10 protein-coding genes and 1 tRNA gene are annotated in these 12,500 nt (G+C 64.8%); 5 read left to right on the forward strand and 6 right to left on the reverse strand.

Annotation, left to right across the window (positions count from 1 at the left end; translation table 11 throughout):
• Positions 1-21: 21 nt before the first annotated feature.
• Together DFR67_RS25155 and DFR67_RS25160 are read right to left on the reverse strand one after the other, a co-directional pair.
• A tRNA-Met gene (locus DFR67_RS25155) sits at positions 22-95 on the reverse strand.
• A gap of 88 nt (positions 96-183) precedes the next feature.
• Entirely contained in the window at positions 184-3,174 is a 2,991-nt protein-coding gene (locus DFR67_RS25160) for a UPF0182 family protein (RefSeq protein WP_110472213.1), read from the reverse strand.
• Between the two features lie 262 nt (positions 3,175-3,436).
• Here DFR67_RS25160 and DFR67_RS25165 point away from each other — a divergent pair, with 262 nt between their 5' ends.
• Positions 3,437-4,060, forward strand: a complete 624-nt coding sequence (locus DFR67_RS25165) for a PPA1309 family protein (RefSeq protein ID WP_110472214.1) — start codon at positions 3,437-3,439, stop codon at positions 4,058-4,060.
• A gap of 24 nt (positions 4,061-4,084) precedes the next feature.
• On the opposite strand, the gene DFR67_RS25170 is transcribed toward DFR67_RS25165, so the two are convergent.
• Positions 4,085-5,119, reverse strand: coding sequence for a YlbL family protein (locus DFR67_RS25170; RefSeq protein WP_110472260.1), 1,035 nt, complete (start codon positions 5,117-5,119; stop codon positions 4,085-4,087).
• A 220-nt stretch (positions 5,120-5,339) separates the two neighbouring features.
• Between DFR67_RS25170 and DFR67_RS25175 the strand changes: the two genes are divergently transcribed.
• The 3 genes from DFR67_RS25175 to DFR67_RS25185 all read left to right on the forward strand — a co-directional run bounded on the left by DFR67_RS25175 (position 5,340) and on the right by DFR67_RS25185 (position 9,050).
• A complete protein-coding gene (locus DFR67_RS25175; RefSeq protein WP_110472215.1) occupies positions 5,340-6,695 on the forward strand; it encodes a zinc-dependent metalloprotease in 1,356 nt (451 codons plus the stop codon).
• Between the two features lie 106 nt (positions 6,696-6,801).
• On the forward strand, positions 6,802-7,701 hold the full coding sequence (locus DFR67_RS25180; protein ID WP_110472216.1) for a hypothetical protein: 900 nt from the start codon (positions 6,802-6,804) through the stop codon (positions 7,699-7,701).
• 32 nt (positions 7,702-7,733) lie between these two features.
• Positions 7,734-9,050 (forward strand): ABC1 kinase family protein, encoded by a 1,317-nt coding sequence (locus DFR67_RS25185; protein ID WP_110472217.1) that lies wholly within the window; start codon positions 7,734-7,736, stop codon positions 9,048-9,050.
• Positions 9,051-9,127: 77 nt separating this feature from the next.
• Here the strand turns inward: DFR67_RS25185 and DFR67_RS25190 are convergent, their stop codons facing one another.
• The 3 genes from DFR67_RS25190 to DFR67_RS25200 form a co-directional block, all read right to left on the reverse strand.
• Entirely contained in the window at positions 9,128-9,418 is a 291-nt protein-coding gene (locus DFR67_RS25190; RefSeq protein WP_158540036.1) for a WhiB family transcriptional regulator, read from the reverse strand.
• A gap of 150 nt (positions 9,419-9,568) precedes the next feature.
• Entirely contained in the window at positions 9,569-9,784 is a 216-nt protein-coding gene (locus DFR67_RS25195) for a hypothetical protein (RefSeq protein WP_146240536.1), read from the reverse strand.
• Positions 9,785-9,973: 189 nt separating this feature from the next.
• Positions 9,974-12,049: an ATP-dependent DNA helicase UvrD2 gene (locus DFR67_RS25200; RefSeq protein ID WP_110472219.1), complete on the reverse strand. Its 2,076-nt coding sequence runs from the start codon at positions 12,047-12,049 to the stop codon at positions 9,974-9,976.
• Between the two features lie 220 nt (positions 12,050-12,269).
• Between DFR67_RS25200 and DFR67_RS25210 the strand changes: the two genes are divergently transcribed.
• A complete protein-coding gene (locus tag DFR67_RS25210) occupies positions 12,270-12,494 on the forward strand; it encodes a mycoredoxin (RefSeq protein WP_084834656.1) in 225 nt (74 codons plus the stop codon).
• Positions 12,495-12,500 lie beyond the last annotated feature (6 nt).

A 12,500-nucleotide genomic window follows, 5' to 3' on the forward strand; every position in this document is an offset into this window, starting at 1 on the left:
TCGAGGGCCTCTTGACCTTCGTAGCGGGGACAGGATTTGAACCTGCGACCTCTGGGTTATGAGCCCAGCGAGCTACCGAGCTGCTCCACCCCGCGGCGGTGAATACAACGTTACAGGCGGGCGTCTCCGATCTGCAAATCGCTCGCCTGTAACGCTGCTCACCTGCCTTGAGCTGCGTAAACGCTAACTCGTCGGCAATGCCTCGTATTCTTGGACCGCCGCTTGCAGGTCAGTCTGAGCCTGACCGTAGGCGGTGAAGTTGCCCGTCCTCAGAGCCTCTTGCATCGCGTTCAGCGCAGTGTCCATCTTCTGGACAACCGCGTCCCGCTGAGGCGATGCGGGAACCGCAGGTGCGTTGCCGGTGGCCGGCGGTGCCTGCCCCTGCTGCTCGGTCTGACCCGGCACCGGATCCTGTCCAGCGGGCGGAGCGCCCTCGGCACCCGGTACCTGGGTCACCCGTGAAGGATCGATACCCACGCCGGCCAGAGCACCTGCCACCGTCGGCGCGTACCCGATCTTGCCGTCGTACCGCACGATCACGCGGAACAGCCTCGGGAACGTGCCCGCGGTGCTCTTCGCCTGTGCGTACATCGGCACCACATTCAGGATCCCGTTGTCGCCCACCGGCAGCGTCAGCAGGTTGCCGAAGGTCACGTCAGCCGTGTTCTCGAGGTTCTTTCGACTCTCGGCCACACGCCCGTCGGTCTCCATGGCACTGAACACCTGTTTCGGTCCCTCACGCTGCGGCGTGGCAGGCAGGTCCTTCACCGTGATCCGACCGTAGTTGCCGGGGTCCGACGACACCGTCAGATAGGACGCCATGAACTCCTGCTTCAAGACGTTCAACACGGCGGTGAGCTGGAAGGAGGGCCTCCCGGTTTCGGGGTCGGACGCCACAAAGTAGTACGGCGGCTGATCGAGCCCCTGCGTGACTGCCGCGCTGTCGGTCGGATCACTCGGAACCGACCAGAACGCATCGCCCTGGAAGAACGTCTGCGGGTTGTCCACGTGGTACTTGGTCAAAAGCTCGCGCTGGATCTTGAACAGATCCTCGGGATACCGGACGTGCTCCTTCAGGTCGTCGAGTTTGTCGAACTCGGACCTCGGTTCCACGCTGTCCGGGAACACCTTCATCCACGTCTTGAGGACCGGATCCTGGTCGTCGAACTGATAGAGCTTGACCTCGCCGGAGTACGCGTCGACCGTCGCCTTCACCGAGTTGCGGACGTACGACACCTGCTTGTTGACCTGGGTCCTGCCGGTCTGTCCCTGATTGAGCTGCTGCGCATCGGTTGTCGCATCTTCCAGCGACGTCGACTGCGCATACGGGAACGCGTCGAGTGTGGTGTAGCCGTCGACGATCCACTTGATCGACCCGTCGTCCATCACTGCGGGATAGGTCTTCGAATCAACGGTCAGCCAAGGCGCTGCCTTCTCCACGCGGTCTCGGGGATCACGGTTGTAGATGATCTTCGAGTTCTTGTTGATGGCACCCGACAGCAGCAGGTTGCGCTCGGTGTACTTCACCGCATACGCGGCCTTGTTGAACCAGTTCGACAGCGGCACACCGGCTTCACCCGAATAGGTGTACGTCGAGTCCGGGGTGTCGAACTCGCGGCTCTCCTCGTTGTCCGACCCGACGATCGCGTAGTCGGGGTTCACCTTCGAGATGAGTTCACCGAAGTAGATGCGCGGCTGCGACACCTTGATGGGGGCGTTCGCCTTGTAGTCGTCGCTCTCGTAATTCCGGAGATCGCTGACGTAGAAGACCGGTTCGCCGCCACCGCTGGCAACGTCGTCGATGTTCGACACTGCTTCGTTGACCTGGTTGGCAGGCGCGGCGATGAAGCCGTTGCCATGCGTGTACACGGTGTGCTTGTTCAACCAGTTCTGCTGGTTCGCCTCGAAACGGCTCGGGTCCAGCTCACGGGCCGCGACGACGAAGTCGCGCATCTGGCCGTCGACCTCGTACCGGTCGAGGGCAAGCTGCGAGGGAAAGCCGTAGAAGTTCTGTTGCCGCTGCACCTGGGTGAACGCCGGGGAGATGATGTTGGGGTCCAGGATGCGGATGTTCGACAACGTGGGTTCGTCTGTGTTGACCAACTGCTGGTTGACCGGTTCGGAAGTCCAATTGTCTTCGTATGTGACCCGATCCGGTCCGATCCCGTACGCCTGTTTCGTCGCCGCGATGTTGCGGCCGATGAACTCGGCCTCCTTCTCCGCAGCGTTCGGCTTGACGGAGAACTGCTCCATGGCAGCGGGCCAGCCGACGCCGATCACGAGCGCGGACAGCAACATCATCGCCGTGGCGAGGGCGGGAATCCGTAGGTCGCGCAGGATGATCCCGGCGAAGAACGCCACCGCACAGATCACGGCGATCGCCATCAGGATCAGCTTCGACGGCAGCACGGCGTTGATGTCGGTGTAGCTCGCGCCGGTGAAGATCTCCTGCTTACGGGTGCTGGAGAGCAACGTATACCTGTCGAGCCAGTACGCCGCCGCCTTGAGCAGCAGGAACGTGCCGGCGATGACCGCCAGCTGGATCCGCGCGGCGTTGGTCAACGTGCCACCACGACCGGCCAGTCTGACCCCACCGAAGATGTAGTGGGTCACCAAGCTCACGATGAAGGCGATGACCACGACGACGAACAGGAAGTTCAGGACGAAGCGGTAGAACGGCAGATCGAACGCATAGAACCCGACGTCGAGACTGAACTCGGGGTCCTTGATGCCGAAGCTCTCGCCGTGCAGGAACATCTGCACCGTCGACCACGAACCCTGCGCGACAAGGCCTGCCAGCAGACCGACCAGCACCGTCGGGATGATTGTGAACCAGCGGATGCGGCTCATCACCAAGGTGCGGTACCGCGCGATGGGATCGCCGGGACCACTGGTCGGCACGAACACCGGCCGGCTGCGGTACGCCAGCCACAGTGCACCGAAGATGATCAGCCCGGCGACGACGCCGCAGATCGCGAACAGCGCGATCCTCGTCCAGATGATCTTGCTGAACACGGACCGATAGCCGATGTCGTCGAACCACAGCCAGTCGGTGTAGATCGAGATGAAACGCGGCCCCACCAACAGGACCACGAGAATGACGACGGCCGTTGCGATCAGCGCCTTACTGCGCCGCGACAGCGATGGCATTGCTGCCGGACCACGGATACCCACGAGTGTTACTCCAAAATTTTATGCCGGAGCACCGCAACCGGACTTGACCAACACTTTACTTTGCGGCGCCCCGCAGCCTGTGCCGGGCGGTAGAAGGCGGCAAGTCGAGTCAGATTCGACACAACTTTTTCGCATTCGCCTAGAACAGTACCGATTGCTACCTGAGAGCGGCCCGCAGCTTGTGTAGCCTGCGCCGGATCACTCAGGCGCGCAGGCCTGCGAAGACGGTGGCTGCACCGGAAACATCGCGATAGATGCCACTATGTGTGTTGTGACCGAATCGCAACCACCTGTGCTCTCCCCCGACGCCTTGGGCAGCGCGATCCGTGAGGTCGTCGAGTTCGTCGACGCGGCCGGATGGGGTCAGCCCCCGCAGTTGTTCGCCCTGGTGCCCACCTCCCTGCTCGCCGACACGCAGCCCGACTGGGTCGACGATCACGACACCTCCGAGCTGACGCTGATCGAGCAGGCGCCCCTACCGGTCTCCCCCGACAGCGGCATGGCCGAGCTCGAGCACGTACTCGCCACCACCAGCTGGCCTGCCGACGTCGCGGGATGCGCGTTGGTCCAGGAGATCATCGTCCTGCCGCCCGAGGCCGAGGACGATCTCGACGACGCCCTGGGTCCCTTGCTCGCCGATCCCGATTCCGCCGACCAGGCCGCGCGCAGCGCAGCCGCGGCGCATCCGGAAAGCCGCCAAGCCCGGCTCGCTGCCGCGGTGTTGCGCGACGGGCGCAATCTGAGCCTGCTGCAGCTCGCACCGGGAGTCGACGACGTCGAGACCGACGACGACGCACCGATAGAACTGCTCTCGCACCCCAACATGGCTCCCAATCTGGTGCTGGCCCTGGCTGCGACCCTGGAGAACACGCCCGACGAGGAGTGAGTACCGCCGACCGGCTCGGCACACTCAACAACTGGGCGGGGTGCGTCCCTCCCGCAGGTCGGTCAGTCCCGTGATGGCGTCGTCGAGCGTGTCGACCCGGACCAGCGTCAGACCGTCGGGTGTATCGGATGTCGCCTCGGCACAGTTGCCGGAGGGTACGAGGAACGCGGTCGCGCCGGCCTCTCTGGCCGCCTTCATCTTGTGGGTGATGCCGCCGATCTCCCCGACGTCACCTGTCGAGTCGATGGTGCCGGTACCGGCGATGAACTCGCCGCCGTTGAGCTCGCCCGGGCTCAGTTTGTCGATGATCGCCAGCGTGAGCATCAGACCTGCGGATGGTCCGCCGATTTCTCCGACGTCGAAGGAGATGTCGAGATCGGGGTCACCGTTTTGTTCCGACAGCGAGATGCCCAGATAACCCTTCTCCGCGTCGTCGGGGTTCGCTGCCAAGGTGACCGTTGCCGTGGCAGGTTGCCCGGCGCGCACGACGTCGAGGGTCACCTGCGTTCCGGGCGCGAGAGCGGCGACCGCTTCACGCAGGGCCACCGACGTCTCCACCGGGGTCCCGTTCACCGCGGTGATGTCGTCGTCGGGCTGCAGCTCGCCCGCGGATGGTCCCTTGTCATCGACGCCGGCAACGACCAAGTCGAGGGGACGACCCAGAAAGGCGAGCGCGGCAATGGTCGCCGAGTTCTCCGAACCGGTCATCTGCTGACGGTTCTCCTGGCTCACCTCTTCGTTGGACTTGCCGGGCGGATACACGCGGTCGCGTGGCTGTAACTCGTCGTCCCCCGACAGCCACAGTCCGATCGACTGGAACAGCGTCAGACCGTCCGTCACCGAGACAGTGGTCAGGTTGAGATTGCCGGTCGTCGGGTCGGTGGGTTCACCGGTGATGGCCACGACCTGCCGATCGTCAACCGATCCCAATGTGTTGACCGTCGGCCCGGGCCCCAGGGCCACGTAGGGCACCCGAACAAGGGTGCCGACGAGCACGAACACGACGAGGAAGGCCAAAGCGACGACCAGAGTTGCGATACGCCGATAGCCCGGCGCAATCGTCGCGCGGCGACCCCTGGGAGCCGCAGCGCGCTCGGGCTCCGGTGCGTGCCCGTGCTCGGGTCCCGGTGATACAGACTGCTCTTTCACGTCGCCCAGCGTAGAGGGTTCGGAGCCGAGTCCTGTTTGTGCTCACCCGCCGGCGAGCGCCGGTCGACTTTCGCCCAGAGCGGATCGCTTCGATCGCCAAATGCGACCCGACCGCCGGTACCGTGGAGTCATGAATGACTTGCCTTTCGGATTCTCGGCCGCCTCCGGTGATGACGGGGACGGTGACTCGTCCGGCAAGAAGCCCGGCGACTTCGACCCCAATCAGCTGGGTCAGATGCTGTCGCAGCTCGGTCAGATGCTCTCCGGCATGGGCGCCGGCATGGGCGCCGCGGGCGGCGAACCGGTCAACTACCAGGTCGCGACGTCATTGGCGCGCCAGCAGATCGGTAAGCACAGCCCTGTCAGCGAGCGGGAGACCTCGGCGGTCACCGACTCGGTGCGCCTGGCCGAGGTCTGGCTCGACAACGTGACGACCCTGCCCGCGGGGGTCAGCACGACCGAAGCCTGGACGTCGGTGGACTGGCTGGAGAAGACGCTTCCGGTCTGGAAGACACTCTGCAATCCCGTTGCCGAACAGATCGCCGGAACCTGGACCAAGAATCTGCCCGAAGAGGCCCGCGAGTTCGCCGGTCCGATGATGGGCATGGTCACCCAGATGGGCAGCATGGCCTTCGGCACCCAGCTCGGTCAGGGCCTCGGACAGCTCGCCAAGGAAGTACTGACCTCCACCGACATCGGCCTGCCGCTCGCGCCGTCCGGTACGGCGGTGCTGTTGCCGGAGGCCGTCGCCGCGTTCAGCGACGGGCTCGAGCAGCCGAGCCAGGAGATCATCGTCTTCCTCGCCGCTCGCGAAGCCGCCCACGTGCGTCTGTTCACCCACGTTCCGTGGTTGCGTCAGAGACTTCTCTCGACGGTCGAGGAGTACGCCCGCGGCATCAGTATCGACTTCTCGGGCATCCAGGACGCCGCTGCGGGTATCGACCCGACCACGCTGCTGTCCGATCCCAGCAAACTCCAAGAACTGATGGCCGGCGGCGCAGCATTCGAACCGAAGACCTCGCCCGCACAGGAACACGCCCTCGCCCGCCTGGAAACCATCCTGGCACTCATCGAGGGCTGGGTGGAAACAGTGGTGACGCAAGCACTCTCGGATCGCATCCCGTCGGTGGGAGCACTCACCGAGACGATGCGCCGGCGCCGCGCCACCGGAGGACCGGCCGAGGAGACCTTCGCCACCCTCATCGGGTTGGAACTGCGGCCCCGCAAACTGCGCGAAGCCGCCGACCTGTGGTCGAAACTCCTCGAGTCGTCGGATATCGCGACCCGCGACGGCGTGTGGGCTCATCCCGACCTCGTGCCAGATGCCGAGGATCTCGATCACCCGGCAGCGTTCATCGACCGGGTCATCGGTGGCGGCGTGGATCCCTTCGACGACCCGATGGCCCAGCTCGAGAAGACCATCGCAGAGGAAGCCGAGAAGCGCGGCGAGAAGCCAGACAGCGACGGCCCGACGCCGCCCGCCTGACATTTCGGCAATCACCGCTGCACCCGCAGCTCAGGGCCATACCCCTCTGTGGATAACTCCACCACGCTGGCCCTGTTACCGGTTCGGGTTCTGGTTGGGTGGCGCCATGACGGTCACCGCTTCGCTACCAGTCCTGCGCCCGGGCGCGGCGGTTCTCGTCCGGCCCGGAGGACGCGTCCAAGTGGGTTGCGACCCCGAAACGGCAGTCATCGTTGAACCGACCGGACATCTGGACCCCGCACGGCTCGCGACGCTGCTGCGGTCGCTCACGAGCAGGCGCCCACGGGATGAGATCGTGGCCGCAGCCACCGAAGCAGGACTGTCCCGGACAGACCTCGAACAGTTGCTCGACGACCTCGTCATCGCCGGCGTCGCGCATCACGAGGTCGCGGCGCCCCCCACCCGGCTCCGGGTACGGCTACACGGATCCGGCCCGCTGGCCGTGGCCATCTCGGGCGCACTGCGCGCGGCCGGAGTCGACCTCGTGCGGTCGGTGCGCAAACCTTCGCTGATCGACGCCGCAGACCCCGATCCTCTTGTCCACCAGGACCGGGTGTCGGCCTGGGCGAGCGACCTCGTGGTTTTGACCGATTACCTCACACATGATCCGTGGCTGGTGTCGAGTCTGATGCGTCATCGCATACCCCACCTGATGGTGCGACTGCGCGATGGCGTGGGGGTCATCGGCCCGATGGTCCTGCCCGGGCTGACCAGCTGCCTGCACTGTGCCGATCATCACCGTACCGACCGCGACCGCGACTGGCCGATCGTCAGCGCCCAACTACTGGGGATCTGCGGTTGGGCCGGATCCGCCACGATCGCCGGGACCGCCGCGGTCACGGCGGCACAGATCGAACAGATTGCGGCGCTCACCCGCTCGGGGCAGCCGAACCCGCCACCGCCGTCGACGGTGAACACCACCATCGAATTCCGGGCAAACCCGTCATCGATGGCGGTGCGGCACTGGCCACCGCATCCGCTTTGCGGCTGCCGCTCAGCCAGGTGAACTAAGCTCGGGCATTGGAAAGGGGAAACTCAATGGCAGAGATCACACGAGGTGGAGCACGCAGAAATGCCAAGCTCGCCTCGCTTCCGCTCGGGGTGGCCGGACGGGCGGCCTCCGGCTTCGGCAAGAGACTCGCGGGTGGGGACCGAGATGAGATCGCCGCCGACATGCTGGAGAAGACCGCGGAGCAGCTGTTCGCCGTTCTCGGTGAACTCAAGGGCGGCGCGATGAAGGTCGGCCAGGCGCTGTCGATCATGGAAGCCGCGATTCCGGAGGAGTTCGGAGAACCGTTCCGCGATGCCCTGACGAAGCTGCAGGCAGAAGCACCGCCGCTGCCCGCAGCGAAGGTTCACGGAGTCCTCGACAATCAGCTCGGGACCAAATGGCGCGAACGGTTCAAAGAGTTCTCCGACGAACCGGCAGCGTCGGCGTCCATCGGGCAAGTGCACAAGGCGCTGTGGCACGACGGCCGCGAGGTCGCGGTGAAGGTTCAGTATCCCGGCGCCGACCACGCCCTCAAGGCCGATTTGAAGACCATGTCCCGGATGACCGGCCTGCTCAAACGCCTGTCCCCCGGAACCGACGTCAAGTCGATGATGGACGAGTTGATCGAGCGCACCGAAGACGAACTGAACTACACCAAAGAAGCGAACAATCAGCGAGCGTTTGCCAAGGCGTTCGCGGACGACCCCGATTTCGTGGTGCCTCGGGTGGTTGCTTCCGCACCCAAAGTCGTTGTTTCCGAGTGGATCACCGGGATCCCGATGTCGAAGGTGATCAAGGAGGGAACCGTCGAGGAGCGCAACGCCGCGGCGGCAAAGATGACCGAGTTCGAGGTGAGCTCCCCGAGCCGGGTCGGTCTCGTACACGGCGATCCGCACCCCGGAAACTTCCAATTCCTGGCCGACGGCCGGATGGCCATCCTCGACTTCGGTGCCGTCGGTCACTATCCAGACGGCCTGCCGGCCGCGACCGGCCCGATCCTGCGACTGTGCCGGGACAGGAAGTACGACGAACTCAAAGAAGAGATGGTGCGCGCGAACTTCATTCAGCGTTCGCACCAGGACAAGGTGACTCCCACCGATCTCGAGGCGTACCTGCGCCCCTACGTCGATCCGCTGTACAGCGAGTCGTTCCATTTCACTCGCAAGTGGCTACAAAGAGCGGCGGGCGCCGCGTCCGATCCTCGTGGTGACGTCTACAAGACCTCGCGAAACCTGAACTGTCCCAAGGAATATGTGATGGTGTTTCGTGTTCTCGGCGGTTGCGTCGGCATTGCCGCACAACTCGATGCCGAAGCCCCGTACCGGGCCATCATGGAACGGTGGGTCACCGGACTCGCAGAGTGAACCCCGCGCATAGACGGCAAACGGGCGGATACGAGACTTTCTCGTACCCGCCCGTTTCGCTTCTCTACCGGTAGGCGTCATGCAGCCTGGTTCTTCCGCGGCCGGCCACGGGGACGCTTGCGGGCGATCACGACACCTTGGTCGAAGATCTCACCGCCCCAGACGCCCCACGGTTCGCGCCGGTCAAGAGCCTCGGCGAGGCATTCCTTGCGCAGTGGGCAATCGCCGCACAGCGCTTTGGCCTGCTCCAGGTCATTCGGGTTCTCGGAGAACCACAGGTCTGCGTCCGCGAACTGGCACGGAAGTTCCATCTTGGCGAAGTCCAGTGCGAGCCCGCCGCCGATACACGACTCGAGTACCTCGGTCATCAGTATTCCTCCACTGTCGAAAGTGCTTGTCGGATGTTGTGCTTGAGACCCGGGCACTTCAGTGGTGGCGGAACGAAAGACGTTCCTAGAACACAAAAGAGGCCACGGGTTCGCTGTCGCGATTCGCCGTGGCCTCGAGTGAAATCTGAACTAGGTCAGATCAACACTCTCCACGGGGAACGCTGAGCGGTTTACCGCCGAAATCGCTGGTTTGGGAGCCAGAAATTCCGGCTTCCCGGCGACTGCGCGATGATGCGCTTGTCCGGTTCGCGGACGCTGGGCGAGGGGCAGCGTCCGATGCCACGAACCGCATGCCATGCCGGCATATGCGACAGCGCTCTCGGCGGTGGTGAACAAATCGTTCATCGGACCTCTCCCTTCCTTGCGTTCGCGTGCACATTCAGTGCGTGGTGTGACGGTGGGCCGATCGAGCAGATCGATGCGACCCCCGCCGTTCTTGTTCTCCACAGTAAACGGGGGCGCCCAGATCGCACAACCTATTTTTGACCTGCGGTTTCTCGGATCATCGACTGCAGACCGATCCCCCGCCTCGAGCTAACCCGTCCCGATATCCCGGACCAGGCCGAGAACGTCTTCTCCGTACTGGTCGAGTTTCTTCGCCCCGATGCCCGGAATCGCCACCAGTGCAGGGACATCGCCGGGCTGTTGTTCCGCGATCGCGATCAACGTGTTGTCGGAGAACACCACGTAGGCGGGAACCTTCTGTTCTTTCGCACGGACGCTGCGCCATTCTTTGAGCGCCACCAGCAGACCTTCGTCGAGGTCGGACGGACATCCCTCACACCGCCCGAGCAGAGATGCGGTCTTACCGACCAACGGCTTTCCGCAGACCCGGCACCGCGGTCCGGACTTCTTGCGTTTGGGTTCTGCGATCCGTGATGCCGGAGAGTCCTCGGGAACGAGATCGACCACGAACCGCGAGCGCCGCCGCGATGCCCGGCCACCCTCATTCCTCGACAGGGCCCACGACATCTGCAGATGCTCGCGAGCACGCGTCACTCCCACGTACAGCAGCCGGCGTTCTTCCTCGATCGCGTCGTCGCCCGCCTTCACCGCCTGGTTGATCGGCAATGACCCGTCGACGAGGCCGACGAGGAACACCGCGTCCCACTCCAGCCCCTTCGCTGCGTGCAGCGACGAGAGCGTCACACCCTGGACGGTCGGTGGGTGCCGCGCCTCCGCACGTGCGGACAGTTCGCGCGCGACCTCGGTCAGGGTGAGGTCGGCGTCCTCGGTCAGCATGTCCTCGGTCATCTTCTGCAGGGCCAGCAGCGACTCCCAGCGCTCTCGTGCCTGCGCACCTGCAGGTGGCTCATCGGTGAGCCCCAGCGGTACCAGGATCGCGCGCAAGAGGGTCACCGTGTCCGCATCGGAGGGCAGATCATCGCGTGCTGCGGTTTGGTTGATCGACCGCATGGCCTGCCGGATCTCGGCCCGTGAGAAGAAAGCCTCGCCGCCGCGCACCTGGTACGGGATGCCTGCGGCGGTCAGCGCCTGCTCATGGGCTTCGGACTGCGCGTTGATCCGGTAGAGGATGGCGATCTCCGAGCCCGGGACGCCTTGCGCCATCAACCGTTTGATGGACCTGGCGACGCCGGTGGCCTCGGCGGGCTCGTCGGCGTACTCCGCGAAATCGGGCTCGGGGCCGCTGGGACGCTGCCCGATGAGTTGCAGACGGGTGCCGGCGATCCTGCCGCGCGCAGCACCGATGACCCGGTTGGCCAGGCTCACCACCTCCGGGGTCGACCGGTAGTCACGCTCGAGGCGCACCACCATGGCCTCGGGAAAGCGCCGTGAGAAGTCCAGCAGGTAGCTCGGGGTGGCGCCGGTGAAGGAGTAGATCGTCTGGTTGGCGTCGCCGACGACGGTCAGATCGTCACGCTCGCCGACCCACGCGTCGAGCAAAGCCTGTTGAGCTGGGGTGACGTCCTGGTATTCGTCGACGACAAAGCACCGGTAGCGGTCGCGGAACTCGTCTGCGAGCACCGGGTGATCGTCGAGGATCGCCCGCGTCATCAGGAGCAGATCGTCGAAGTCGAGGAGCTGATCGCCCGACGAGGAGACCTTGAGCTGCTCGTATCGCTCGTACACGGCGGCGACCTGCTCGGCGGGCAAGGGCGCTTCCCTGCGCGACTTCGCGACCATCGCCGGGTAATCGGCGGGCCCGATGAGCGAACCCTTGGCCCACTCGATCTCGGAGATCAGGTCTCGCAGCGAATCGGTGGTGGTCGGAGCGCCCGCAGATCTGGCCGCGCGCGAGACCACCGGGAACTTGTTGTCGAGCAACTCCCATTGGTTCTCACCGATGGCCTGCGGCCAGAAGTATCGCAGCTGCCGCAGCGCAGCCGCGTGGAACGTCAATGCCTGCACCGCGTTTCCCTGGCCGGAGATGCCGAGCGAGCGCAGCCGGGTGCGCATCTCACCGGCGGCGCGGGCGGTGAAGGTGACCGCGAGAACCTGACTGGCGCGGACGTGACCGTCGCCCACCAGGTGGGCGATACGGCGGGTGATCGTGCGGGTCTTGCCGGTCCCCGCGCCGGCCAGCACGCAGACCGGTCCGCGGGGCGCCAACACGGCGGCCTGCTGTTGAGGGTCCAGTGAGGCGTTCATGGGCTTCAGTATTCCAATGGCTGCCGACAGAGCTGACCCGGCGGGTCGCGCCGCCCACCAAAGACGCCATTTTCGGCCCGCTCGGCGGTCAGTTCGGCACACTCAGCGGCATCTTTGGCACGCTCGACGGTCGGTTCGGCACGCTCGACAGCTCAATCAGGAACACCTGACCCCACCGTGGTGTTATGTAAGCGTGACTACGGAGAACGCGACTTTGACCATGTACACCACCACCTGGTGCGGCTATTGCAAGCGCCTCAAGATGGGCCTCAAGGGCCAGGGCATCGAGTGGGTGGAGATCGATATCGAGCAGGACCCGGCCGCCGCCGATTTCGTCGGCAGCGTGAACGGTGGCAACCATGTGGTCCCCACCGTCAAGTTCGCCGACGGCAGCACGGCGACCAATCCCACGGTCGCGGACGTGCGCAAGAAGCTGGGTGTCTGAACTCAG

Source organism: Williamsia limnetica (assembly GCF_003217475.1).
In the GTDB taxonomy this organism is placed as follows: Bacteria; Actinomycetota; Actinomycetes; order Mycobacteriales; family Mycobacteriaceae; genus Williamsia; species Williamsia limnetica.

What these genes read in the sequence shown, in the direction of transcription:
- DFR67_RS25185 (WP_110472217.1), top strand. Translation starts at nt 7,734, where the DNA reads ATGGCAGAGATCACACGAGGTGGAGCACGCAGAAATGCCAAGCTCGCC.
- DFR67_RS25210 (WP_084834656.1), top strand. Translation starts at nt 12,270, where the DNA reads ATGTACACCACCACCTGGTGCGGCTATTGCAAGCGCCTCAAGATGGGC.
- DFR67_RS25190 (WP_158540036.1), bottom strand. Translation starts at nt 9,418, where the DNA reads ATGACCGAGGTACTCGAGTCGTGTATCGGCGGCGGGCTCGCACTGGAC.
- DFR67_RS25200 (WP_110472219.1), bottom strand. Translation starts at nt 12,049, where the DNA reads ATGAACGCCTCACTGGACCCTCAACAGCAGGCCGCCGTGTTGGCGCCC.
- DFR67_RS25180 (WP_110472216.1), top strand. Translation starts at nt 6,802, where the DNA reads ATGACGGTCACCGCTTCGCTACCAGTCCTGCGCCCGGGCGCGGCGGTT.
- DFR67_RS25195 (WP_146240536.1), bottom strand. Translation starts at nt 9,784, where the DNA reads ATGAACGATTTGTTCACCACCGCCGAGAGCGCTGTCGCATATGCCGGC.
- DFR67_RS25175 (WP_110472215.1), top strand. Translation starts at nt 5,340, where the DNA reads ATGAATGACTTGCCTTTCGGATTCTCGGCCGCCTCCGGTGATGACGGG.
- DFR67_RS25165 (WP_110472214.1), top strand. Translation starts at nt 3,437, where the DNA reads ATGTGTGTTGTGACCGAATCGCAACCACCTGTGCTCTCCCCCGACGCC.